Annotated in this window: 16 protein-coding genes; 9 read left to right on the top strand and 7 right to left on the bottom strand. The window is 37.9% G+C overall.

Features of this window, described 5'->3' with window-relative positions; all coding sequences use genetic code 11:
- Nucleotides 1–12: 12 nt before the first annotated feature.
- From B154_RS30540 to B154_RS0104805, 3 genes are all read right to left on the bottom strand, one after another.
- Nucleotides 13–3903: a DUF4082 domain-containing protein gene (locus tag B154_RS30540; protein ID WP_018612191.1), complete on the bottom strand. Its 3891-nt coding sequence runs from the start codon at nucleotides 3901–3903 to the stop codon at nucleotides 13–15.
- Between the two features lie 120 nt (nucleotides 3904–4023).
- Nucleotides 4024–7590 (bottom strand): DUF4082 domain-containing protein, encoded by a 3567-nt coding sequence (locus B154_RS27715; RefSeq protein WP_157580469.1) that lies wholly within the window; start codon nucleotides 7588–7590, stop codon nucleotides 4024–4026.
- A 359-nt stretch (nucleotides 7591–7949) separates the two neighbouring features.
- The gene (locus tag B154_RS0104805; protein ID WP_018612189.1) at nucleotides 7950–8444 is read right to left on the bottom strand and encodes a hypothetical protein; all 495 of its coding nucleotides are present in this window, start codon (nucleotides 8442–8444) and stop codon (nucleotides 7950–7952) included.
- A 985-nt stretch (nucleotides 8445–9429) separates the two neighbouring features.
- Here B154_RS0104805 and B154_RS0104800 point away from each other — a divergent pair.
- The 6 genes from B154_RS0104800 to B154_RS27700 all read left to right on the top strand — a co-directional run bounded on the left by B154_RS0104800 (nucleotide 9430) and on the right by B154_RS27700 (nucleotide 14611).
- Nucleotides 9430–10110 (top strand): hemerythrin domain-containing protein, encoded by a 681-nt coding sequence (locus B154_RS0104800; protein ID WP_018612188.1) that lies wholly within the window; start codon nucleotides 9430–9432, stop codon nucleotides 10108–10110.
- 328 nt (nucleotides 10111–10438) lie between these two features.
- Nucleotides 10439–11599 carry a zinc-dependent alcohol dehydrogenase gene (locus B154_RS0104790; RefSeq protein ID WP_018612187.1) on the top strand — a complete coding sequence of 387 codons (1161 nt, stop codon included), beginning with the start codon at nucleotides 10439–10441 and terminating at the stop codon, nucleotides 11597–11599.
- Between the two features lie 261 nt (nucleotides 11600–11860).
- Nucleotides 11861–12517: a J domain-containing protein gene (locus tag B154_RS30535; protein WP_018612186.1), complete on the top strand. Its 657-nt coding sequence runs from the start codon at nucleotides 11861–11863 to the stop codon at nucleotides 12515–12517.
- A 22-nt stretch (nucleotides 12518–12539) separates the two neighbouring features.
- The gene (locus B154_RS0104780; protein WP_018612185.1) at nucleotides 12540–13259 is read left to right on the top strand and encodes a DUF3291 domain-containing protein; all 720 of its coding nucleotides are present in this window, start codon (nucleotides 12540–12542) and stop codon (nucleotides 13257–13259) included.
- 168 nt (nucleotides 13260–13427) lie between these two features.
- Nucleotides 13428–14375 (top strand): arginase, encoded by a 948-nt coding sequence (locus B154_RS0104775; protein WP_018612184.1) that lies wholly within the window; start codon nucleotides 13428–13430, stop codon nucleotides 14373–14375.
- A gap of 44 nt (nucleotides 14376–14419) precedes the next feature.
- Nucleotides 14420–14611 carry a cupin domain-containing protein gene (locus B154_RS27700; protein ID WP_083934921.1) on the top strand — a complete coding sequence of 64 codons (192 nt, stop codon included), beginning with the start codon at nucleotides 14420–14422 and terminating at the stop codon, nucleotides 14609–14611.
- On the opposite strand, the gene B154_RS0104765 is transcribed toward B154_RS27700, so the two are convergent.
- Nucleotides 14606–15145: an RNA methyltransferase gene (locus B154_RS0104765; RefSeq protein ID WP_033411152.1), complete on the bottom strand. Its 540-nt coding sequence runs from the start codon at nucleotides 15143–15145 to the stop codon at nucleotides 14606–14608. The genes B154_RS27700 and B154_RS0104765 overlap by 6 nt on opposite strands.
- Before the next feature lie 329 nt (nucleotides 15146–15474).
- Here B154_RS0104765 and B154_RS0104760 point away from each other — a divergent pair, with 329 nt between their 5' ends.
- Nucleotides 15475–15933 carry a hypothetical protein gene (locus tag B154_RS0104760; protein ID WP_033411116.1) on the top strand — a complete coding sequence of 153 codons (459 nt, stop codon included), beginning with the start codon at nucleotides 15475–15477 and terminating at the stop codon, nucleotides 15931–15933.
- Nucleotides 15934–16093: 160 nt separating this feature from the next.
- On the opposite strand, the gene B154_RS0104755 is transcribed toward B154_RS0104760, so the two are convergent.
- Complete coding sequence (locus B154_RS0104755; protein ID WP_245542551.1) at nucleotides 16094–19582, bottom strand: 4-alpha-glucanotransferase; 3489 nt, start codon at nucleotides 19580–19582, stop codon at nucleotides 16094–16096.
- A gap of 121 nt (nucleotides 19583–19703) precedes the next feature.
- Here B154_RS0104755 and B154_RS32155 point away from each other — a divergent pair, with 121 nt between their 5' ends.
- On the top strand, nucleotides 19704–19856 hold the full coding sequence (locus B154_RS32155; RefSeq protein ID WP_018612179.1) for a hypothetical protein: 153 nt from the start codon (nucleotides 19704–19706) through the stop codon (nucleotides 19854–19856).
- 377 nt (nucleotides 19857–20233) lie between these two features.
- Here the strand turns inward: B154_RS32155 and B154_RS0104745 are convergent, their stop codons facing one another.
- Together B154_RS0104745 and B154_RS0104740 are read right to left on the bottom strand one after the other, a co-directional pair.
- Nucleotides 20234–21136, bottom strand: coding sequence for an SDR family oxidoreductase (locus B154_RS0104745; protein WP_018612178.1), 903 nt, complete (start codon nucleotides 21134–21136; stop codon nucleotides 20234–20236).
- A 269-nt stretch (nucleotides 21137–21405) separates the two neighbouring features.
- Nucleotides 21406–24495 (bottom strand): DUF5107 domain-containing protein, encoded by a 3090-nt coding sequence (locus tag B154_RS0104740; protein WP_018612177.1) that lies wholly within the window; start codon nucleotides 24493–24495, stop codon nucleotides 21406–21408.
- A 601-nt stretch (nucleotides 24496–25096) separates the two neighbouring features.
- Between B154_RS0104740 and B154_RS0104735 the strand changes: the two genes are divergently transcribed.
- Nucleotides 25097–26899: a c-type cytochrome gene (locus B154_RS0104735; RefSeq protein ID WP_018612176.1), complete on the top strand. Its 1803-nt coding sequence runs from the start codon at nucleotides 25097–25099 to the stop codon at nucleotides 26897–26899.
- The last annotated feature ends 21 nt before the right edge of the window (nucleotides 26900–26920 follow it).

Raw genomic sequence — 26920 nt, 5'->3', positions numbered from 1 at the left:
TAAGTGTAATAACTACGGGCTAATCTTTTCAAGCTTCAGGGTGACTTTTTCATCTCCTTGTATTACCTGTGTGTAGTAAACGCCGGCTCTGTAATTGTGGCCTATCTGCAAAGAACTATTGGCGGCTATACCTGTTTTTGTTTCCACTATTCTTCCCAAAGCGTCAATAACTCTTAATTGCATAAAACTTTTGTCAGAGCCCTTGGTAAACAAGGTAAAGTAAGAGCCAGATGGATTTGGCGTTACACTTATTGAAAGTTTTTGACCTAACTGCTTTGATAAGGCGGCCTTTGCTGCAATAGTTGCCGATTTAAATAATACGTCTACCCAGTAGTTGGAGCTGTTATAGGATGAAGAAGGAAAGCCTGTTGCACCTAATTTATAAACACCGTTAGCTCCGCTTACTCCTGCTTGCAATGCAGTAAGGGGCCCATTGGTAACACCACTTTTAGCAAAGAAGCCTTCAGTTGAAGCATATCTTCCGGAATTGGAAAAATAAGAAGCCACATAGGTAGTATTCGCAGAAATTGAAACCGGAGTAGAGAAATGTACTTGTTGCCAGCCGGTGGCTGTTTCATTGGTAAATGTGGCAGAAGCCAGTTTAGTACCTCCGGAAGTCCAAAGAGTACCTGTGTGAGTACCGGTATTATTTGTCCCTTTATAAAAACGAATACCGGTAATGCTTCCAGCTTGGGAAGATCTGAATTTTACTCCTACTTCAATCGTTTGTCCATCGTAATCATTTTGGTTTTGTGGAGAACCGGTATTGCCCCACACACTTTGCTCAGTAGTTGGGCAAGTGTCGTCTCCGTTCCCGTTACAGTTTTCATCTATGCCATTACCGCAAATTTCAGTCGCTCCCGGATTAATGGCGGCATTATTATCGTTGCAATCTCCTGCTCGTGCTACATAGCCGGTAGGCTGAGTGGTACCAGTTTGCGTAACTGATGGATTGCCATAAGTATCCTTATCAAAATCTTGATAGTAAGTTGTAGTTGAGCAACCTTCATCTACAGAACCATTACAATTATCGTCTATACCATTGGAGCAAACTTCGGTAGCCCCCGGGTGCACATTTCCATTACTGTCATCGCAATCTGTATTGTTGGTAACATATCCCGCCGGTGGAGTTGAAGCAGTTGTACTATTGGATGGGTTACCATAGCCATCCGAATCAGCATCTCTATAGTAAGTTGTAGTAGTACAGGTTGGTTGTAATTGACTTTGAGTAACAGTCGCAGTGCTGAGTGTACCGGTATTATTACAGCCGTTGGCACCCGTAATACTGGTTAAATTGAAGGTATAGTTACCTGCAGGTTTAAACAATACATCTACCCAGTAGCTTGAACTATTAAAGGATGAAGAAGGAAAGCCGGAAGCACCTAGTTTATACACTCCATTACCTCCGTCTATTCCTGATTGCAAAGCAGTAAGTGAGCCGCTGGTCACATTACTGCTGGCAAAATAGTTGTCAGTTGAGGCATACCCCCCGGATGTTGAAAAATAAGAGGCTATATAAGTGGTATTTGCTGTAATAGCAACCGGAGTAGCGAAACGCACCTCCTGCCAGCCACTTGATGTCTCATTAGAAAACGTGGCGGATGCAAGCTTGGTGCCCGTAGAACTCCAAAGATTGCCCGTATGCGTACCGGTATTAGCAGAGCCTTTATAAAATCGGATACCGGTAATGTTACCACTTTGTGAAGCCCTGAACTTCACTCCGACTTCAATACTTTGTCCATCATTGTCGTTAGGATTTTGAGGAGTACCGCTGTTACCCCAAATGCTTTGCTCAGTTGATACAGTAGCAAAGTTTTGCCCTACAACCACGTTTGAATAAGTTTGATTATTAACTACAACACTAAAAGGAGATACGCCCGAAGCGGCAGTTAATTTTAACGCAATAGAATTGCCTTGGCAATTAGCAGGAGCAGCACTTAACGTGGCTGTAGGTGGTGTGCAGGAACTACCAGTATAAGTTGCCACATAATTTGCTGTAGATGCAGGAAAAAAGGCATATTGAATACCTTTGATAGTTTCTGTTCGATAGCTTACAGATGAACCGTTAACCGTAATGGTTGAGAGTTTTGCAGCCTTTACATCTATAGGAAGCATAGCTTCAAGATTGGTGCTACCGTTTGCGGCTGTAATAGAGAAACTAAGAACATTGTTATTCCATGTAAGAGAATTAAATGTTGAGGCGTTTCGTCCATCAAGCCATGTTAACATTTGTTTAGATGAGACTACTGGTACATTATGTGTTTGAGCTGAATTAATAATAGCATCAGAACCGGTGGAGGCAACATTATCAGTATGCATGTTGGCGCAGAACACTCCATAGTATCCCTCGGCCCCGGTGGCTTTATCTAATAATTGATCCACGAAATCAGGATAAATTTGATCAGACTCATCTGTCATTTGAGTAGTTAGCTGATAGTTATCAATGATAGCACCATTAATATCAGCAAAACGCATAGGCATACCTGACCCTGTAAACATTCCTGATCTGTTTTGTAGCCACGAGCCTGGCCAATAGTAATAAGTCACATTAAGTCTTATTTTATTATTTAATTCCACTTTCGGCAACGACGCCCAATCGCTCCATACAAGGCAATGCACGCGATGTGTGGTAGGCTTTGCAACGCTTGGATACTGATTAGCAAATTGCTGTAACTGATCAGTAAAGAAATTTGTTAAGGATGTTGTATTCCAGTCAGCACAATTGGTATAGAGATGTAGGCTTATGTCAAAGCCATCTGCCTGGTAAGCCTGTGCTTGGGCATTAGTCAACGGCGAATTATTATACAAATAAGAACTGCTTCTTATCGCTGTCCAATTCTTTACTGCATCTGCAGTGTTGGATGAACTTAAAGCTTTATACTGGTCAAACCTTCCTGCGGTGCCTCCACTTGCATGATCATCCCCTGTCATTACTATAGCCGCTTTCAAACCTCTTGGTAAAAACCAAAAGCGAGGCGTTGGTTTTTTATCTGCATTTCCTTTTATAATAATATTAGTAAGCAAATGCTGTTGTTCATCGGCCTGTGGAATAGCAACTTTATTAAAATCAATCCAGTCAGGAAAGTACAAGTCATCAGACCGTATTGGAGTTTGGCCATCTCGTTCCTGGCCTGCCCATGCAGGGTTTCCTTGCCGTGTATAAACCACAGAGCGGGCAAGATCGTAAGCAAATGCAATGGCTTGTCCGCCATTGGCACCTACATCTCGTATTGTTACAGCCGGATTGGTTGTTGCAGCTGTTGCAGATGAGTAAAGAGTAGCCAGAGACGTTGCCCCGTTTAATGTATAAAGGTTAGCCGGACCATGGAATTGAATGGTTTGCCCAACAATGCCCTTACCCTGTTCGGTACCAGTATTAACCAGCAAATATTTATTAGTAAGCGTACCAGAAACAGGAGTTATTCCTAAAAGCGTTGCTAACTGAGCATCCGGCCGCATGGCAATCAGTGTTCCTCCTGCATTTACCCAATTAGTTATCATGGTAACATTTGCAGCAGACAACGCCATTTCACCAAGAATAACAACATCGTAATTATTCAGATCGGTCGCCGTTACCTGCGAAATATCTTTAGCTGCAAATTCATTTAGTCCTTCGGCACGTAAAATTTCTACAAAATACCGACTAAATGGATTCGAAGTACTACTAATAACCAAAATAGGTCCACCCGGCCCATCATTCGGGGTTTGCGAGTTAACAGCACTTGAAGTTGTAAGCAGTATCAGCAGTAAAGGCATCAAGAGCCATTGTTGTATATCAAAACATAAAAAGCAGTAGCGTGCCTTTTCAGAATTTACTTTTGGCAAAGGACAGAACTTGCTCAAGTCCTTTTTCACACGAGTGCTTATTATCACATTGCTAACATGTTCTATAATTTGTTCCATATTTCTTTTTTTTATCTACAGAAAACATTTTCGTCAGGAACGGTGTGGTTAGCTAAGGCTTCCTTTTGTTAAGAAAGTTGAGAATTCATGTCATCCTTATTATTAAAATCAGAGAGGTATTTATTTAGATAATTTAACAAGTTTTATCATTACTTTTTCGTTTGACTGAATCAACTGAACATAATAAGTGCCGGGCCGGTACTTTTCTCCTATTGTAAATGTATCATTCGCTCTCACGTCTCCTTTATTTTCTACTATCCTTCCCGACGCATCTGTAACCCTTACTTTAATAGAGCCTTTATCAGAACCTTTAATGAGCAAGGTAAAGTAAGAAGCAGCCGGATTAGGCATTACTTTTACTGCCAGCTTTTGGCCTTTTGGGTCTTCTTGCGATATTGGGACCCTGGCTGCCGAAGTGGCTGGCTTAAATAGTACATCAACCCAGTAGTTGGAGCTATTATAAGATGATGTTGGAAAACCTGTACTGCCTAATCTATAAACCCCATTTGCTCCATCCGTTCCCGATCTTAGGGCTGTTAGCGAACCATTAGTAACCGAACCGTTAGCAAAAAATCCTTCAGTTGAAGCATATGTTCCTGATGCTGAATAATAAGAGGCAACATAAGTGGTATTGAGGGAAATAGAAACCGGGGTGGCAAATCGTACTTCCTGCCAGCCAATGGCGGTTTCATTAGTAAAGGTAGCAGTGGCCAGCTTGGTACCACCAGAGCTCCAAAGATTACCGGTATGAGTACCTGTATTATTTGTGCCTTTATAAAAACGAATACCCGTAATGGTTCCATTTTGCGAAGCGCGGAACTTCACTCCTACTTCAATCGATTGTCCGTCGTTGTCATTAGGATTTTGAGGAGAACCACTGCTACCCCAGATGCTTTGCTCCGTTACAACAGAACAGCCTTCATCTACGGATCCATTACAGTTATCATCTATATTATTACCACAAACTTCAGCTGCTCCCGGATGAATAGCAGCATTATTGTCGTCGCAATCAGTGTTATTAGATACATAGCCAGCAGGTGGAGTAGTACCAGTCTTAGTAACCAAGGGATTACCATAACCATCGTTATCAGAGTCTTGATAATAAGTTGTGGTTGAACAGCTTGGTAGTTGACTTTGAGTAACAGTAGCAGTACTGATGTTGCCTGTATTGTTGCAACCATTAGCATCGGTAATGCTTGTCAAGTTGAAAGTGTAAGAACTGCCTGGTTTGAATAATACATCCACCCAGTAGTTTGAACTGTTAAAGGATGAATTAGGGAAACCGCTTGTACCTAACTTATAAATACCGTTGGGTCCATCTCTCCCGTCTTGCAGAGCCTTTAAAGAACCGTTAGATACGTCAGCTGCGAAAAAGTTTTCAGAGGAAGAGTATACACCTCCGGTTGAATAATACGAAGCCACATAAGTCGTATTGGCTGAAATACTAACAGGGGTAGCGAACCGAACTTCCTGCCAGCCACTGGCTGTTTCATTAGTAAAGGTGGCAGAGGCGAGCTTGGTACCGGAAGAACTCCAAAGACTGCCCGTATGAGTACCTGTATTACCGGAGCCTTTATAAAAACGAATACCGGTGATTGTTCCGGTTTGGGAAGCTTGAAATTTAACGCCTACTTCAATACTTTGTCCATCATTGTCGTTAGGTGTTTGTGGAGTTCCACTGTTACCCCAGATGCTTTGCTCAGTCGAGACAGTAGCAAAGTTTTGACTTACATTTACATTGGAGTAGGTTTGATTATTAACTATGACAGTATAAGGAGCTAAGCCAGTGGCTGCACTTAATTTTAGCGTAATAGAATTGCAATTAGCAGGTGTTGCACTTAAGGTAGCGGTAGGGGGTGTACAATTGCTTGTATTTGTACTCACTTGGATAGTATTGGAAGATGTAGCGGTGGTTTCCAGGTTTCCCATATCATCCACCGCACGGCTTTTAATTGTATATGTTCCTTTGGCTGTTGGTGTCCAGGTATAACTCCAGCTTGTTGTACCGTTCGCAGATACCCATGTCGTTCCTCCATTTACAGAAACTTCCACACCTGCAACTACACCGGCCGCCTCTGTTGCGGTACCTGATATTGTTACTGCGACATTTGGCGTAATGGTAGCGCCATTCTTTGGAGAAGAGATAACAGTAACGGGGGCCTGTAAATCGTTTGTTGCTGTAGGAGCAACGAGACCTGTTTGCAAAGATCCGGGCTGAACTCCCATATCAGCAAACAAATTTGCGGTAGCTTGTTGTATACGAACATCAGGTGTTGAGCCTAAATTTGAACGATCATGTTTTCCATCTAATCCCCAGGACCATTGACCAGTGCCTGCGCCAAATACCAAAGCACCACTACTATGCCGATACAAAGAAAGTTGATGAGTATGGCCACTAATGGTTGTTTGAGACATACGAACACGCCCGGCAGGATAGCTACCATTGTTTTGTTCATAATCCCATTCGTAACCAATTGTACCGTTAGAAAGAGTTGTGGTTCCTGAGCTGGTTGTGGCAATAGAGGTGTTGCGCCAAAAACGATAACCTTTATAAGTAGAAGGTACTGTTATTGCATTGTCCGATTCATACCAACTTATTTGTCCGCTTAAAGCATTTTCGGGTCTGCAACCATCAGCTGTTGGATAGTTGCAACCATCGCGCCATAATCCTGTCCATACATTTGATAACGGATCACATTTTCCACCGCAAGAGTTTTCACCTAATGTACCTTCTTTGTAACAAACAAGCGTTCTGTAAGCTGTATTAGTGCCATCAATACTTGCCTCCCACCGTGTTTTCCAATATATTTCATTACTACTAAAAAAAGCGAGATGATTACCGGCAGCTCGCGCTGCTTCCACATTTGCCCGCTCCTGTCCAGACCAATATTCATCGTGACCAACTGAAAGAAATACTCTATGGTTCTTTATAAGGTTTCCTCGACGGTCAGCATCTACATCTGTGATATACGTCATATCATACCCGTTGCGTTCCAACCACCGGATCATAGGGTACTCAGCGTTAAACAGCCAGTCTTCGGCAACACCACCCCCACCACCGCCATCGCGGGTATAAAATGGTCTGTTATAGCTTACTTTAGCAGCATGGCCATTCGGGTACGACGTATTGCCTGTATACAAACTATTTCCTCCATAACCATTATAAGCTTGCCAGGTAGCATCAGAGGTTTTGAAATAAAGGCTAGATGTACTCGCATCATCTCTAACGATAAAAACGATATGACTAGAGCCTTTTGTATCACTCCTGCTCAATTTAGCTATATAAAGACCTGATACAGCTGTGGTTGGCACAACCCAATTTGCTGATTCTGACCAATTGCCGCAATCAATTAAACCAGTACTATTATCGGTCTTCGGAGCTGGTTGTGATTGTGGCAATCTGGCTGTAATTGCGGCTGTACCTATTTTACGTGCACCGTTGCCCTGGTAATAACCAAGCCGATAAATATTAATTGTATAAGCAGAAGCATCTGTCTTTATTTTAAAATGTACTGTTCCCCCTTTGTTCACACTAATATCTGTTGCAAATCCCTGAATGGATAGATCTCCTGCACCACTAATGTCCCACTCAGACGCCGGGTTGCCTGTTTTTTGATTTTCTGTTACAATTGCGTTCTGTGCTTTAAGATTCTCATGAGGGAAAAGCGACATCAGCAACCAGAGCATAAGCAGGCAATACTTTGTTGAAGTTGAAATCGGAAACAGCTTTTTTGACTTAATGCTTCGAAAATAAAAGCAATTACTTTCTGTTTTATTGCATTTGCCATTAATCCAAGAGTTGGAGGTTTGTACAATGTGTTCCATCATATTATTGGTTAAATAGAAAAATCTTTAATAAGAAAAAATAGCAGAAACATTTGAAATTATTGTTAGCAGCCAAATCATTGCAAATTGCCAAGATGCGTAATTAATGATATCAGAAATAAGCAGTAAGATGAACAACTTACATTTACCTCTACATCATTTGGTTTGGAAAAGCAGTTCTCGATTTGAATTAAAAAAAAAGTCGTAAAAAGTGCAAACACTTATTCTACCAGGCTTGCAATTTTGGCTACGGGTATGGTATTAGCCAGAGCTATTAAATCATCCCGTGAATAGCCAATAGTTCTTACAGAAAGAAGCGTAGTACTCATGGGGATTAACAATTCATAATTAACTGTACCATTTTCAAAGATTAGCGTTTGCACCAGGGCTTTCTTCCCATCTATTGTGGTTATCAGATAGTTGGGATTATTTGTTGGATTATTTAAAAAATCGTTGACACTAACCAGAGACGGGGAGTTATTAATGCATTCAACCTTCACGTTTTGCTTATAGTCACCGTAATCTCTATGGCAATACCATCCCAAAAAACCTTTTGCATTTTTTACCCTGTCATTTTCTTTCTTAATGTCTTTATCCTTCATTTTACCCGGAAGCAGATTTAAAATTTGCTCACCAGTTTTCTCATCAAAATTCTTTTGAGCATTAAGCGTAATGACTGAAAAACAAACAACAGAAAAAACAAATATTTTTTTCATAATTGTATAGATTAAATAGTTGGGATTTATGGTGGTGAAGAAAAATAAGATTGCTACGTCCAAAAATCATTACGAGGACTACAAAATTTAGGGCTTCGCCAGCCTAAGTCACACTTTGAGATTTTTTCTTTTTTAATTTATGGTAAATAGGAAATAAAAAAGTGACTTTCACTTTTCCATCTCCTGCTATAGGATATCTTTCTGGAGTTTAAAATGTTTATAGTTCTAGAAATAACTTATAATTTTTCAGCCTAAATTCCCGCTACTTTTCCTTTTGATATTTTACTTATTTGTTGCTATTTAACTCTGGGAGGTTTCATAATTATATAGTATCATTTAACTACTATAATATTGTAATTTGGGGGAGCAATTTTATACTTACTTGTTAAGCTAGTACGCTTTCTTTTTTTACTTTTTATATAGCATAAATATAAAAACAAAAATTTATATACACAAATATTATTATAAGTTATTTTAACTATATCTTAAGCCTGCTATGACTATTAGCGACCACGAGTTAACTGTTCCTCTTAATTGTTTCTCAATTGTTGTTGTTCCTATTAGTCTAATACAGAATACTAGGTTCAATAAAACAATCATCATGCTGGCATTGAATTAAATTTCCCAAAAACTTCTCAAATTCTATAATAGGTATAGTGCGATGTAGGGCAGATATAGGTAATTATTTTAGAGGAAGTATGCGTAATTATAACATCTATTCGACAAACAAAAAGATAGCAAGAAAATTTCCACAATTAGTCGTACAGTTAACGCTATTGTTGATAACTAATGACATTTGAAGATAAAGTAGTGCTTCAAGGATAATCATTAATTAATTTCAATGGTTATTATTCATTGTTAATTGTTAATTCCTACCGTCCATACAGCGTTTCTGCCAATTCATCCAAATCTGGTTGTTTAAGTTTCTCTCCGACAACAATTTTGAACTACAATTTTAATTAACTAAAACTAACTGTTTATTTTTATGCAACGTTACAATTCGTTCAACCTGATCCACAAGGCACTTCGCGCATTGATGTACGATATGGCAATGACACTGCAACAAACGGATTTTACAGATGCCGACGAGGCCGAAATTGCTCTTGCAAAAGTAGAAACCGTAATTGAACAATTTGAGAAACATGCTTATCATGAAGACACATTTATGCTACCTGCAATTGAAGCATTTGAGCCCGATTTGGTAGCTAAATTTGAAAAGGAACATGTAGAAGATATCGAATTAGGGAACAAACTAAAAACCTTGCTGTCTGTTTTTCGTTCTGTTGACTTAGATGAAGAAAAAATTAATTGCGGATCTTGTATCAGTAAAGCTTTCCGTGATTTTATGATTTTTAACCTGGAGCACATGGGCAAAGAAGAGTCGTTGATTAACCAGGCCTTATGGAAACACTATACTGACGATGAGTTGCTTGAGTTGAATGCAAGGCTCACGGCAGGCATTCCTGTGCAGGAAAAAATGTTTGCTGCAAAATGGATGTTACGGAGTATAAATAAGGCAGAAGCAATAAACTGGCTGAAAGGTGTAAAACAGACAGCGCCCGCTTATGTATTTCAATCTTTATTTGATTTGGCTGAGAATGAATTACCTCGACATATTCGTTCTGAAGTTCAGGAAGCTGTATTAGAAATAGAAATGATGAATTAGACTTGGCTTCAGTTTTTTTCTATGATGGTATAACTGCAGGCTGTCCACTGGTATTGGTCAGCCTGTTTTTGTTGCAAATTTCATTACCGGTTTTTGTATTTGTAATACTTTTTTAATTCGGATGAGTAACTCAAATATTCCCATTATTAATTTTTTAAGCTTAAAGATTACATAGGCCTTTACCCTATTGTTTAACAATTATTCATTATTTCTTGCTGCAACTTATTCATACGTTAGGTTGAAACTATTATTTGAAATGGCATATTTTTTTTAATGATTAAAATAATTTGCTTTTTAAACCATTTATTCAATCAAAAATTCACCTGTAATGAAAGCTGCAGTATTTCATAAACCGAAAGACATAAGAGTAGACAATGTGCCGGATCCAGAAATAAAACAACCTGGTGATGCAATTATAAGGGTTACATCCACAGCAATCTGTGGTTCTGATCTTCATATCTATAACGGCATGTTTCCTCAACCGCGAAATATGGTGTTAGGGCACGAATTTATGGGTATCGTCGAAGAAGTGGGAAGCAATGTCAACAAACTAAAAAAGGGTGATCGCGTAGTTGTTCCATTTCCTGTAGCCTGCGGAGGTTGCTATTTTTGTAGTCATGGTTTGGTAGGTCATTGCGAAAATTCTAATCCAGACAATTACGGTCCTGAGGGTGGTTTGCTAACCGGTAAAGGTGGCGGACTGTTTGGCTACACCGACATGTATGGAGGTTACGATGGTGGTCAGGCAGAATATGTAAGAGTGCCTTATGCTAATTTTGGCCCCCGAATAGTTTCTGATGCGCTTACCGATGAGCAGGTTTTGTTTCTGACCGATATTCTGCCTACGGGATATGCAGCAGTTGATTGGGGCGGAGTGAAAGGTGGTGAAACTGTAGCGATCTTTGGTTGTGGCCCTGTAGGGCTCATGGCTATGAAAGTAGCATGGTTGCGCGGTGCTTCAAAAGTGATTGCTCTTGATGTTGAAGATTACCGGCTAACAATGGCAAAGAGCGTGTGTGGGGCAGAGATAATAAATGTAAAAGACAACGATAATGCTATTGAAGAAATAAGATCAATGACAAACGGCCGCGGAGCTGACGTCGTTATAGATGCAGTCGGCATGGAAGCAGATCGAAGTTTTCTTGACAGAGTTGCAAGTGTAGTCCGTTTTGAGAAAGGAACAATTAACGCCCTGCGGATGTGCCTCTCGGCCGTAAGACGCGGAGGAACAGTATCTGTAGTTGGCGTCTATGGTTACCCGTACGACAACTTCCCGTGGCACCAGATATTCGATAAAGGGCTAACCATCAAAGCCGGACAGGCGCCGGCGCATACCTACATTGATGAGCTGAATACATGGGTAGAAGAAGGAAAAATAAGACTGGATGATATAATAACTCACCGCTTACCGCTGGCACAAGCAGCTTATGCTTATGATATTTTTAATGACAAACAAGACAACTGTGTAAAGGTAATTTTGAAGCCCTAGCAGAGGTCTATTAATTTTAAAGAAAAAGGCGGCTGAGAAGCTGCCTTTTTCTTTAAATAAGAAAATATTGCTACAATTTCAATTACTAAAAAACCAGCTTTGGACTAACTTCATGCTCATTTTTAATTGCCATTCCAAAAAAAACGTCTTTCTTTTTTTATTGTACAAAACATTTATCATACACTTGCCATATTCTTTACTTTCTTATTTCTATTTTCTACAATTTGTCTTAAATAGAAAAATGCTTTTCGATTGTTAACCATGTTATTGAAAGATTATTACAAAATATTAGAACTTAGCCCTGGTGCCACTATTGCCGATATAAAAAAATCTTTTCGCAGGCTTGCCTTACTTTATCATCCTGACAGAAACTTTGGAAGTAATGTACACGAGGCAAAGTTTAAAGAAATAAAAGAGGCATATGAAGTATTATCAGATGCAAAGCAAAGACAGGAATATAACTCACGCCGGCGAGAGCAATCGCAGACTGAAAAGAAGAAAACCTATCGGCAACCTACTGCACAGATCATTTTGAATGAAGCTGTTGAATTTAGAAAAAAAATAACAGCGCTTGACCCTGCCCGTATGAACAGAAGGGCGCTATATCATCACATTCAACACTTGTTGGCAATTCAAAATATTTTAATAGTAAAGCACACAAATGATCCTACAATAAGCGCTCATTTCATAGACGAAATACTTAACTGCTCACGTTTTTTACACTTTCCGCAAGTGCAAAAGATCTGTGATCAACTCACTCAACTTGCCGGAACTGATAATGAAATATATAAGAAGATCTATCAATTCTCAAGGCAATCACGCATACATACCTATTGGGACAAGTATAAATTTTTAGCAGCTGTTATTGTTGCTTTTATATTATGTATTTTGATTTATCTTCTTAGCTCAAAGTTTTAATCCGGTAGACTATCTTGCAATAATGCATGCATTTCTTACTATAGTCCGTTATCCAAAATGGGTAGCATGGGCAGGTTTTTTTTCCATGGCCTTGTTTAGGTTTCCAATGTTTTTTAATAAAAACGCTACATTTTATAAATTAATGGGATGCGGAAAAAACGGTTCTTTTGACAAAGTACCTGACTTACGTCAATGGGCAATTTTAATGGTAACAGACGGATTCACTCAAAATAACCAGTTTTCATCTTTTGATTATAAAACGGTTTACGGCAGTTTTATCTATAACTGGTGGAAATTTATGGGCTGCTCACGATGGACTTTGGTTTTAAAACCTATAGAAGGTTACGGCACATGGGATGGTGAAGAAGCATTTGGAACCTTACCTCGATCTTCCGACTACGACGGACTTATTGCTGTACTTACACGCGCTACTATACGTATACATCGTTTGCAGCATTTTTGGAAACATGTTAATGGAGTTGCCCGTTTAATGCCTTCATCAAAAGGATTTATTACTTCACTAGGCATGGGTGAAGTGCCTTGGATAAAACAGGCAACATTTAGCATTTGGGAAGATAAAGAGAGCCTAAAAACTTTTGCTTACAAAATGCACGAACATACTGAGGTAATCAGGAAAACACGGCAGGAAAAATGGTACAGCGAGGACATGTTTGTTCGCTTTAAAATCATCTCGTCTTATGGTTCTATTAATGGTATTAATCCATTAGAAGGAAAATTGTAATTTTGTTACCTTTTACAGGGCATGCAAAATCGCGTTGGTCATACAAAGGCAGTTTCTTTTGCCACCTTATTACTTCCGGTAAACTTTTATATACCGCAGTAGCTTTCCCGTTTACACTACTTCTGCTTTTCGTTTACTTAAGCAAAAACTGTACACGTAAAAATTTATATGAAAAATATTAAATTAATTGAAGCTCCATCAGAAATTGGTGCCGGTACCAGGGGCGCAAGCTTAGGGGTAGACGCAATTAAGATCGCTGCACTTGATTTTATGAGCAACTTTTTTGTTCACTTTCCCTCAGAAAAAATTCCTGCTGAAAATAATATATTGTTTGAACCTATTGTATCACCTTATGCCAAGCGGATAAAAGGCATTTGCTCTATGTACGATAAAGTAAGCAAAGCAGTTTCAGATACTATAAAAGCTCACTTTTTTCCTGTTGTTTTAAGTGGAGATCACAGCACATCAGGAGCAACTATCGCAGGTATAAAAATGGCTAAACCAAACTCTAAACTTGGGGTGATATGGATAGATGCCCATGCAGATTTACATACACCTTACACAACTCCATCCGGTAATATGCATGGTATGCCGCTGGCAACAGCTCTTGCAGAAGACAATAAAGAAAGTGCTGTGCACGAACTCGATAGCGAAACAGAAAAGCAATGGAACTATTTGAAAACAATTGGAAATATTTCTCCGAAAATATTAGCTGAAGACATCGTCTTTATTTCTCTTCGGGATTATGAACGCGAAGAAAAGGCGATAATAGAAAAATATGGAATAAAAGTAATTACCACCAGTGAAGTGCGTCGAAAAGGTGTTGAAAATATTGTTCGGTCCGTTATTCGTTATCTCAGTGATTGCACCGATATATATGTCAGCTTTGATGTTGATTGCCTTGACTCATCTATATCAAAAGGAACCGGGACGCCGGTAAGTAATGGTCTTCGTGAAAGAGAAGCTGAAGACCTGGTAAGTAAATTTATGCAAAACCGAAAAATCTGCTGCTTTGAAATAGCTGAAGTAAATCCAACTCTTGACCGGGAAAACCTCATGGCAGAAATTGCATTTAATATTTTGCAAAGAAGTGTAAATGTTTTGATGATGAATTGAGGATAAATGAACATAGAAAAAAAGTAAAAAAAGTTTTTAAACTTATGGACGCTTCGTTTTACATAACTCATCTTAACCTGCAACCTCATCCTGAAGGTGGTTATTTCAAAGAAAACTATCGTGCAACTGAAAGTATTCCTTCAGGAGCTTCGCCAATACGCTTCAATGGCCCCCGTACTTTTTCCACTGCTATTTATTATCTATTACAACACGGAGATTACAACGAACAACTATAGATCTGTACTAATTGTTGTTCTAACAATGTCCCACAATACAATTCCAGCGGCTACAGAAATATTTAATGAGTGCTTCATTCCTGATTGGGGTATTTCTATACTTCCATCCACCAGTTTGAGCACTTCATCACTTACCCCATCCACTTCGTTTCCAAATACAACTGCAATTTTTTCTTTCTTGTTCCATACAAATTTTTCGAGTGAAATACTTCCTTCCGTTTGTTCTATTGCGTATACTCTATATCCTTTTCTTTTTAATTCGTAAACTGCTTCAGCAGCAGTTGGAAAAAATATCCAGTCAACTGTTTCAGTTGCACCAAGAGCTGTTTTGTTTATATCACGGTGAGGAGGTTGCGGAGTGTAACCACATAAAAAAATAGCTTCTATCAAAAATGCATCAGACGTGCGAAATACGCTGCCGACATTGTGCATGCTTCGAATATTGTCAAGTACAGCAATAACGGTATTTTTTTCTGCCTCTTTAAATTCTTCTATTGACTTTCGTCCCAATTCATCCATACTCAGTTTTCTCATAACGCCAAAGGTAAATAATGCCACACAAACTCAAACGCACAGAGGATCATAAAGACGTTGTGTAGAAGTACAAGACTTCTCAATGGGAAATTTAAAACAATAAAACCTGCCGTAATCAAGTTTTAGGGGCATGCAAGAAAAAATGAGAGGAAAGCCCTGACAAAATCAATTTGTTGCTCCTTCATCTACTCTCACAAACAGGGTAAAAACTGTTGTTAAATCTAATTTAAATCACCGCTGTTCATTCTCTATTTGAACTAAAAATAAAGCTAAGGCATTCTAATTGCTCAGTTAGAATTGTCAAGAATTTTTAAACTCAAAAAAAAACAATGATGAAAACTAAAGTTTCGATGCTGGTAATTGCAGTTGCGGTTGCAGCAGGTGTTAATGCCCAAACAAAAGAACCCAAAAAGGTAGATATTGCACCAAACCAGGAGTTGCACAAAGATTATCAAGACCTAAAAAAAGACAACGGTGATACTCACGCTAATAAAGAAAAAATAGACAAAGAAGGGGCTGATATTCATAAAGATAATAAGGCTATTGGAAGGGATGTACATGCAATTAATAAGGATTGGATTAAGATAAAACAAGATCAAAAATCAGGAAACAAAGCAGCTCTTGCAGGGGACTATGCAAAGTTGAAGAAAGACAAAGACGATTATAACAGAGTTGATGCTGAAAGCCACAAAGATGAACGAACAATGCAAAAATACAATAGTCAGTTCGATAAGGACTTACAGGATCGCAACAAGGATTTTCAGGATATAAGGAAAGATAAACACTAATTGATTACATTTTTTCATGGTTAATAAGCGAATAAAATGCGAGGTTTCCTTCAAGAGATAATGTTATCGGAGGAGCCTTATCAACTCAGTCAATAGTGTCAATTTAAAGTAAAGCCATTGAGATTATCCCAATGGCTTTGAAAATTTTATACACTACTATTTATCGGCCGGATTGATGAACGTAACCCCTAAGTTCAGAAGTAAACTCAGTTTCATTTATTAAGTTTTCAAGGCTCAGATGCATACGATAATTCCAGTAATGTTTAGGGTCTGCAGGAATGTTTATTCTTTCTTCATTCGGGTTTTCTCTTCTTAGTGATCCGTTTATTCCCAGCAAATCCTGTAACTGAAAGATGCTCCACATGGCCGGCGAATACAAATGCTGCAGAAGAATAATTTTATTAATCCAAGGCTCACAGAAAAACGGTGCAGTGCCCCATTGCCCTAATTCATTATTAAAAAATCTTTGTGTTGCAGCACGGTCTTCTTCCCACCACCCTCTTATTGTGCTCATGTCATGTGTTGAAGGAGTAACAACACTGAGATAAGGTGCATCATTAGGATGGAAAAATTCACGTGTAGGGTCTTTAGGCATACGCTGAATTTCCAGGCTCAATATTGCCAGTTCTTTCATAACTCCAGGCACACACTCTGGTACCATACCTAAATCCTCACCACAAATAAGCATGTTGGTACTATGTTTCAAAGCCGGTAATTTTAGCATTGCTTCTTTTTTCCAGAAGTCATCCTGGCGGCGGTAATAATAATTTACATACAACTCTTTCAGCAAGTATTGAGTATGACCATCAAGATGCCTGTAAGATGGAGTTGAGGCCATATCTATTCGGAAATGAAATTCCTGCCCTTCAGATTCTTCAACTTCGAATAAAATGACATTACTAATTAAATCAAATAATCCCAATTTGATTTTTTTGTTTTGCTCAGTTTCTTCCTGCGATAAAAAATAGGTTTCTACTTTTCTCTGGGTATTGAACGCTGGCTTAAGAGTGTAGTTTGTATTTGATGCAGAATCTAAAAACTGAGAAATAATATCTTCTTTATCGATACCAAAAACCTCTGATAAAACAGCGTCATTAATATAAGGTCTCGTAAACCTGTCAGCGTCAAACGATATTCCTCTTTCAGCAAACTCGTGTATATAAACAGGCACAGCAGGAACAAAATAACCCATGATACCTTCGACAGAATCCATTGGAATACTCCAGATACGGAAAAAGCCGAGTATATGATCGATACGGAAAGCATCGAAATAGTAACTCATTTGCTTAAAGCGCTTTTTCCACCACGCAAAACCATTTTCTCTCATGCGTTGCCAGTTGTAGGTTGGGAAACCCCAATTTTGCCCCTTGACTGCAAAGTCATCAGGAGGCGCTCCGGCCTGCATATTCATATTAAAAAGAGCAGGTTGCTCCCATGCATCGCAACTGTACCTGTAAATACCGATGGGTATATCACCTTTTACAATAATACCCTTTTGGTGAGCATAAGTAGTAGCTTCTCTTAATTGCAAATGCAAGTGGAACTGGATATAATAGTATATACTTAATTCTTCGGCAGCATCATTTACATTAGCCCCTAATCCATTTATTTCTGCAGCATCAAATGAGCTGTTAGTAGGCCATTTACTAAAATCTGAAGTGTTGTATTTTTCTTTAAAATAACTGAAAGCAGCATACGGAACAAGCCAGTGAGAATTTTCATTAAAAAAAGACAAGAACTCGTCACTTTCAAAAACCTGCTGTTTTTGTTGCGGAAAAACCTGTTTGATGAAAGCCCATTTTGCCGCCATCACATCAACATAATCAACAGTGGGTTTGTTGTTGAGCTCTTTTTGTTTTTCCTGTAAAGAGAATAACACAGAACTGTCATTATTAATTACCGATGGTAAATGAAGATATAAAGGATGCAACGCAAATGCTGAAATAGCTGCATAAGGATAACTGTCTGCATTTGTATGAGTTGCACTTGTGTCATTTACAGGTAAAATCTGAATTAACTTTAAGCCAACTTGCTTTGCCCAGTCAACTAATAATTTTATATCTGCAAACTCCCCTACTCCAAAACTATTTTCGCTTCTTAAGCTAAAGACAGGGATAGCTACACCCGCACCTTTAAAACCTGTATTTGGTAAAATTGCAAACCCATCTGATACAACAGTAAGTTTTTCAGGTGTAGAACTTTCTATCAACCTGTTTTTTCCATCTTCGTATTGTACAAACTTGTTGGTATTTATATCAAATACTCCGTATTTATAATTGAAAGGAAAAGTAGAATTTGTAAGGTCAAGCGAAATTGTGTACCAAATTTCATCAGCTTTTCTTGAAAGTAATAATGGTCTTTCAGTATTCCATTCGCCTAATTCGGGTGTAGATCCTGTAATAAATAAAGTTTGCCCTTTTGATAATAATGGAGCTTTTACTTTGAATATATGTGTAACAGTTTCTGGTATTTTACTTTCAACCTGAGTAAAATTTTCTTTTAAAAGCACCTCTTGAAATGGCTCTGTATAAAAAGTATTTTCGATAAAAGATGAAGAATTCCAGGAATCAATTAAAAAAACTTCTTCCGCGTTATACGTTAATGGTTGAATGGTTTTATCATCTCCCCATTCAATAGTTGTTGTACCATCTTCATTTTTTACGATGTAGTTATAAGAAATATCTTTTGTAATATTTTCACCCGCAGGAACTTCTAATGTGCCTGACCAGTACTCATTATTTAAATAACTGAGTGCAAACGCATCGTCAGCATTATTATTTCCTAATAATGGATGATTGCCGGTCACAAATATTGACTGACCCAATTTAGTATGATACTTAACATGAAAATTTATTCTGCGTAACGCAGAAACAGGTGACCTAGATGTATCCGGCAATACAGGACTTGTTTCTGCTTCTGCGGTCATAACTTGTTCTTCTGTTAACGAATCTTCTTCAAAATGTGCTGATACTGCTGGTTGTATAACTTCATCTTGTACGCCTAAGCCCGCATTATCGATAAATCTAAATTTTTCTTCTGTACCAGATTCTGCTTCAGGTATAACAGCATTTCCTGAACTTATAGCTTCTTCGTTTGTATTATCCGTTTCGGTAACTTGTTCATGTAATGCTCGCAAAGCCTCCTCCTGTTTCTCAGGTTCTTGTAAGGGCAGTACCGCAATGGAATGTTCTCCTGATATTTCCTGATGTTCTGCAACAGGATTTACTATTGCTACATCTTTAGTTAAGGTCTCTGTTTGTTCCTCTGTTACTGGCAGTTTTGCAGCAGGTGTTTGTTTTTTTATTGCAGGCTTTTGCTCACTTGCTGTTTGTTCTTTTCCTGTAGTTTTTTTAGCTGCGACTTTTTTTACTTTTGCCGGCTTTGGTTCTACCGTTTCTGTTCTTGCTTCAGCAGCCTTTTTAGGTACTGCTTTTTTTATAGGTTTCTTCCCGGCAGTTGTAGAAGCAGCAGGCTTTTCCACCTTAACAGGTTCTGCAGTAACTTTTGTAGTTTTTTTCTTTACAGTTTTTTTCCCTGATGCACCTTCTTCATTTTTCTTACTGTTTCCTTTAGAAACAGCATCGCCAGACAAAGCATCATTAGATGCTAAATCATTATTTTCTTCCATCAAAGATTTATCGTTACTCAAAGTATTAAAATTTTATATGCGGCAAAATAAATGAAAACCTTTCAAAGTGTGTTGAAAATACATAAAAACAAATATTGGTTTATAATATCTCATCTCCTAATTTTGCCGAAACAAAAAAAGTATGGAAACAACTAAGTCTACAGGAAGGTTTTGGTTATATTTTTTAATTGCTTTGATTGCACTGGTTTTTATGTGTATTGTTGCTCCCAAATTTTTCTGGGTAACACTTCCTTTTGTATTTACTTTTTTTGTAAAGGCAATGAATTTGCTTTAATATCAACAAGCACTTTTTTTATAAAATAGAGGGTGTCGCAAAAGACACCTTCCATTTCATAAAAAGCTCTTTATCAAAAGGAACACCAGCTAGTTTTTCTTTAAAGCATGTAAAGCTGGAAAGTTTTAAAAGATGTCTGAAAAGCTTGCAATGGCGTAACACTTACTACTACTTCTTCTCCGCTTAACTCACTTATTTCTACCGATCATCCTGTTTTTGATATAAACAGATTCTTCAACCGACTTTGCATTACAACTTTGACCAAACTTCGTTTCGAGTTTCTAACCCTTCTTTTCAATTACATATATTTTTTAGCAATAACGGCCGGGTCAATAAAACCTAGAAATTATTGCATGAAGTGTTTTTATTTTTTGTAATTATATAGTCGGTGTTCCACCCGTAACTTGCACCGTTGAAGAAGTCATATAACTAGAATCGTTGGAAGCAAGCAATACATAAACGGGAGCAAGTTCTGCAGGCTGTCCTGCTCGTTTTAAAGGAACATCCTGGCCAAAAGTTTTTACCCGATCAGGAGGCATGGTAGAAGCAACAAGCGGCGTCCATATAGGACCTGGAGCAACACAATTTACTCTGATACCTTTTTCTGCCCACAGTTGTCCCAGACTTGCCGTAAAGTTTTGGATCGCTCCTTTAGTAGCAGCGTATGCAACTAAACTTGGCGACGGCTTATAGGCATTAACGGACGTTGTATTAATAACGGTACTGCCAGGTTTTAGGTGAGGTTCTGCAGCTTTACACAAATAAAACATTGCATAAATGTTTGTTTTGAAAGTGTGATCCAACTCCTCGCTGGTTATTTCCTGAAGTGATTCATGCGCCATTTGATAGGCAGCATTATTTACTAAAATGTCTATCTGACCAAATTCTTCCAAAGCCCGGTTTATTATTTGTTTGCATTGCTCCTCTTCACTTATATCACCTGGCACTAAAACAGCTTTTCTTCCCGCTTCCTCAACATATTTTGCTGTTTCTTTTGCATCTTCATGTTCGCTAAGATACGAAATCAGTACATCCGCACCTTCACGTGCAAATGCAATTGCCACAGCGCGTCCTATACCCGAATCTCCGCCTGTTATTATTGCTTTTTTACCTGTTAACTTTCCCGACCCTTTATACGACTTTTCACCATGATCTGCTTTAGGTTGCATTTTACTTTCTAATCCGGGCACTTCCTGTTTCTGGTCAGGAAAAGGAGGTTTAGGATATTTTTCTACAGGATTTTCGCTGTTTGCACTTTTGTTGTTTTGAAATGTGCTCATAATTTGATATTTAATTTTTACATTAAATATTTTCACATTCTATGCCAGTTAGCAGACCACAAAGACAGGTTATTTAAAAAAGTAACTCTTTTTTTTTGTAGAATTATTGTTCCTATACGTGCAACAAATACCCACTTTCGTTATCATACCTATTAAAAACTCGCTGCTATTTTTTAATAAAAGGAATGGGGCAATAATTACTTATAATCTATACGAACACCCTGATTAGATGTCGGAGCAATAACTTTAGGTAGATAAGCATGATGAATTTATTGAACAGTAACTACCTGTTGTAACAATCTTGTGTTTTCATTGGTATCAATATTATCTGGTAACGTTTTGTTTTCTCCGTTATAAACATCCCATGCCCATTTTGCTAAAAGGTTATTTTTTTCTTTTTCTTTCCAGTCGTTTAAAAGCTTTTTTGCCTGCTTGTCTTTTCCTGTTTTTTGTAAAGCCCAGGCACTAACAAGATTATTCACGGATGAACCATTTGCTGGCTTTGAAAGTATTTTATCCAGCATTTCCTTTGCCGCTGTCGCGTTTCCCTGTTTTGTATAACTTTCGTAGGCAAGCCAATCTTCCAGCCTTTCATCTATATCCTCACTATATGGTTTACCCACTCCAAGGTTTTCAGGCCATATTCTTGCAGAATCTATATATTGGAGTGCTTTGGCATAATCACCAATCTTCATTTGCTGAAGTGCCAACATTAGTTGCGTTTCTTTATACAATTGTCTGCCCCCTGTAGCTCCTTCGTTTGGAAGTATCCGCATTGTTTTAAGTAAGTTATTTGCTTCAGCATATTTTTTGTTTTGTAACAGTGTTTTAGCATACAGCATGTCTAAAATAAAATTTCCTTTAAACTGGCTTTTACATTCTTCTGCAACCTGCAAGGCCATGTTATAATTTCTGTGCGATAAATAGTAGTTTACCAGGTTTTTGCCATAGCGCCATTGGTTTTTATCCATTTTCCTTGCCTGCTGCAAGTCATTTAATACTATACTGCTGTCGTTCGTCATATTAAAATTGGCTCTTGCAGCATAAAAGGGCGGATAGTCAGGCGTGTTTCCAATTTGCTCAAAAAGCTGTTTTGCTGACTCTATGTTATTATAGTTCCACTCAATGAGCGCCAAGTGATATTTTATAAGCCAATTATCATTTTTCTGCAATAAACCTTTCAATACGTCAGCAGTTTCAGGGCGAAAGGGAAAAACCATGTCGGGATGAATCAGAGAAACATTTAATGGTCTGTTTTCAAGGAATGCCTGCCAGTACAATACTTCAGCATTTGAAGGAGAACTCTTTAATAATTTTGCGGCATCATTTCTTCTACCTGCATTATTATACCATATCGCTAATTCAAGAAAAGTCTCTGTCGGCATTTCACTTCTTATTAAACCGGTAAACGCTTTTTTATTTTCTTCTGTAGGCTTCCACAGAAACTTTTCAAAGCCGGCAAAATGATTAAGAGGATCGTACCTCTGAATGGTATCAAGTATTTTCATTGCCGCATTCTGATTTTTTTGCTCACGATGAATTATAGCGAGTAGTTGATAGGCGTCAATGGCATAACGATTATAAGCAATACTTTTGTTTGCATATTCTGTAGCTTTTGTTAATTCATTTTCTTTAAAATATATGTTTGCAAGGGCTACATAAGCAGCGCTTCGATACTCTGCTCCCATTGCAGCCAGGTCAAATCCATCCTTAGCATCTGTTAGGTTTCCTAATTTATTATTTATAAGCCCATAATAATAATTACTCGCTTCATCATATGTATCTACAGACAAAGCTTTTTTTACTACGCTTAAAGCAGAATCATACTGCATATTTCTATACAACACCATTGCAAGGCTTGTAAGGGCGGGTACATAATACGGCTCTTTTTGCAGGGATTCCCTTAATTTATTCTCTGCCGGTACATAATATTTTTGACGTATATCTTCTCTTCCCTGCAGGTATAGGCCGTAAGCAGTGTTCCAGTCAAAATCAGATGGACTTTGAACAGGGCGGCTAATTACATTGGCTGTAGGAGCTGCATCATATTGAAGTTTATTATTTCCAAGTGTTGCTTTTAGCTGCGTTGGGATAGTATTAATCTTTACAGAATCTTTAAACACCTGCAGGGTATGTAATTGCAGTGTTTTTGAATAGAAAATTTTATCTCCATCTCTTATAACCAATGCATCATCTATTTTTTGTAATGGCGAGAAATATATCTTTAAAAATCCATTTTCTTGTTTCAGGTTAAGAGCACCATAATTATTTGCAGCGACAAAGCCTTTGGTCTTTAAAACAGGAAACCAATATTCGGTCCATACATCCGTTGTCTTTGGCAAAAACCCTTTGTGTTTAAAAGGAGTGAATGTACTTTGTTCCGCAGCCTGGTTAAATGATCGTCCACTCTGTACCTCTACATATTGTCCATCTGTATCTGTAAGAAGTTTTTCCCAAATCATTCCTTCATTTGATAAGCCCCATATCCATATTTTTTTTCCTGGTTTATCATCGTGATTGGAGTACCTGCCCATTCCAAAATCGTCGTCATGATAGTAGCCTCCGAAGAAGTCAGTATACTTTCCAAAAACGTGGTAAGACTTTGGGCCGCCAAAATCATTATTCTCATAAAATGAAATGTTCTTGCCATTTTGTTTATTGATTGGCCAATCGCTGTATTCGCCGGCATGTCCTATATACTTTGTTCCCGGATAAATGAATTCAAGATTTCCACTGGCTTTAAGGCCTGTATTCATCCACGTATAATATGGTTGTTCTAAAGCTGATGAATTATACCAGAAAGAAGTTGTGGTAAGATAGGCCTTGTCTTTAGGCAAATTAATATCAATTCGCCACGATGTCCTGGTAAGTAAATCCAGAACTCCTATTACACAACTAACACTTCCGTCGGCTTTTTTAATAGTTGTATAATCTACAGGCGTGGCGCAATTGGGCGTATGTCCTATAATACCATAATTAGGTTCAATTCCTCCACTGGTCCACGGTCCACGCATTCCCACATCGCGAAACTTTACTGTATGATTGTAATAGATAAAAGACTTACCCGTTGACTTCTCTATTGCTGACCAAATCTTACCACCTACCTCTGGCATTATTAATATCTTAATATAATCATTTTCCATTTCGACCACTTTCCATTCTTTTTGAACAGGTGTATTTGTATAACCATCAAACCTGAAATATGGATATATTTTTCCCATTTGAGGTATGGGGTCTGGGTCAGAAAAGGGATACGTTTTAAAAACTTTTGTAGTCTCTTTAATAGTAGCTTTTTGCTGAGCTGTAGATAGCAGCGATGTCAAAAGAAAGAGTGGTAAAGCTATTGTCAATTTATTCATCGTTCCGGTTGGTTTTATAATCTTAAAATACCTAAGCTAACTTCATTACAATTTTTAAGAATGGTTTTTTAAATATAAGTTCTAATAATATTCTGACTACATTTATTATCTAAAACTTCAGTACTGTAACTGTAAAATCTACAAGTGGAATTAAAGTACTCTAAATATCAAAAGGTGAACACTATTATTTTCTATCGATTATTACCAGTACCAGGTAAAACAGTTATGCTTATATGAAGTAAGCATAATTACCGTGAATATTTTGTATAAAAAACAATGCAAACGATTGCGGAAATTTTATTAGAGAATTTAAAAAATAAATTTAGCTGTGTTTGAATTTCTGTTGTATTTTTCGTTTAGGGATTAAAAGATTGACGAATTGCTATTCGCATAAATCCATCGAAAGATAGAATTTATTCAATTGCCCGTAATGACTTTATTTATGTATTCTTTACATACTAATCTACCCTGATGTTCAGTCGTGCAATTACATTTATTCTTATCAATACAGCAAGTGTCATGTTATCAGTATTTGAGATTACGCTAACTTTTATGCTATAAAAAAAGTAGCTAGTAAAATATTTAAATCAAATAAAAAATTATGCAGAATAAAAGGCTAAAAGCTTTTTTATTAATAGGTTGTTTTTATCTTTTTATTATTGTAGAATTTGTTGCCTGTAATTCATCAAAGACACCTGATAAAAACTGGACTGCTCCAGCAGATGCAAATGAGTTAAAAAGCCCATTTAAGAATACTATGGAGATGGAAGAAAAAGGACACAACCTTTACAACATTTATTGCAGAACCTGCCATGGAGAAACAGGTTTTGGAGATGGTGCAGCAGGTTCAGGTTTTGATCCAAAGCCTGCAAATTTTCATAGAGACAGAGTGCAGAAGCAAACAGACGGAGCTATATTTTATAAATTAAGTAACGGCCGTGGACCTATGCCTGCCTTTAAAAATTCATTATCAGAAGAACAACGCTGGCAACTTGTGTCTTTTATCAGGAAAATTCCAGATATTAAGGCTTCTTCAAATCCACCAAAGGCATTGCGGCCAGATATAAAAGTTGATCACATAATGGAAGTTGATTCATTTGCTGTACGGATCTTGCACAATCCCGTCACCGGCGATCTATGGTATACGACTTTTGATGGCAATGTTTTTCAGATAAAAAATTTAAAAAACGGGCAACCGAAGGCAGAGAAAATTTTCACAGCTAAAGACCACGGAATTCCGAGATTACAAGGTGCGGCGTTTTTAAACAACAGCCTTTTTTTATGCGGCAATGTTAGTACAAATGATAACAAGAGTACTAAAGGAAGAATGGTGCGCTACAATTTGTATCCCTCAAAGCCGGCTGAAATGACGGAGGTTTTCAATACAGTCGATTATGGTTCAAACAAAACAATTTTCGATCATGGGTGGAATGCATTAGAAGTAAGTCCTGATGGCAAATATATTTATGTAAACAGCGGTGCAAGAACAGATCATGGAGAAGTGCAGGATAATGGAGGATTATATCCAAATGCCCGCGACAATAACCTTACCTCCAAAATTTTCAGGTTTCCTGTTGATGCAAAAGACGTGTTATTAACAGATGACAAAGCAAAATTACTTGCCGATGGTTATCTTTATGCAGAAGGCATACGCAATGCTTACGACCTTGCTTTTGATCCCCAGGGCAATCTTTTTGCCGTTTCTAACTCTGCTGATTACGATATGCCGGAAGATATGTTTTGGATAAGACAAAATCATCATTATGGTTTTCCCTGGATAATGGGTGGTATTGAAAATCCGCAACAGTACAATGACTGGAAACCAGATCCTAACACCGATCCCTTTATCAACAGAACTTCTCACTCGTGGGAAGTAAAATATTTTCATACTGATCCAACATTTCCAAAAATTCCTGCAGGTGTTACTTTTTCACCAGGCGTGCAAAATTTAGGACCAGATGCAAATGAGTACCGGGGACATTCAGGAAAAATACTGGACGGAGATATAACAGGTGTTACTGTCAGCACTTTTACTGCACATTGCAGTCCCCTGGGTTTATTTTTTGATAATAAAAAAATTCTTGGAAAAGACTTTAAGGGTGATGGCTTTGTGATTCGCTACTCATTAGGGGCTACTTCCTCTATGATGAGGCCTTTTACGAATGAGGGTGAAGATTTATTACACTTGCAATTGACATATGACAAGGCTTCTGATAATTATTTTGTTAAGACCACCCGTATTGTTGAAGGTTTTAAAGAACCAACAGATGCGGTGATGATAGGAAATGAAGTATATATTATTTCATACGGCGGCAAAGGGGGCGATATATGGAAAATAACACTTCCGAAAGATGAAAGCGGAAAAGTAAAAACAAATTCCAAAAAAATTGCCAGTAAAAACTGATATTGGAAATATTGCAGTAAT

It is taken from the genome of Segetibacter koreensis DSM 18137 (assembly GCF_000374045.1).
Taxonomy (GTDB): domain Bacteria; phylum Bacteroidota; class Bacteroidia; order Chitinophagales; family Chitinophagaceae; genus Segetibacter; species Segetibacter koreensis.
Note: the sequence above shows the minus strand (reverse complement) of the source record. Positions and strands in the feature narration are given on the sequence as shown.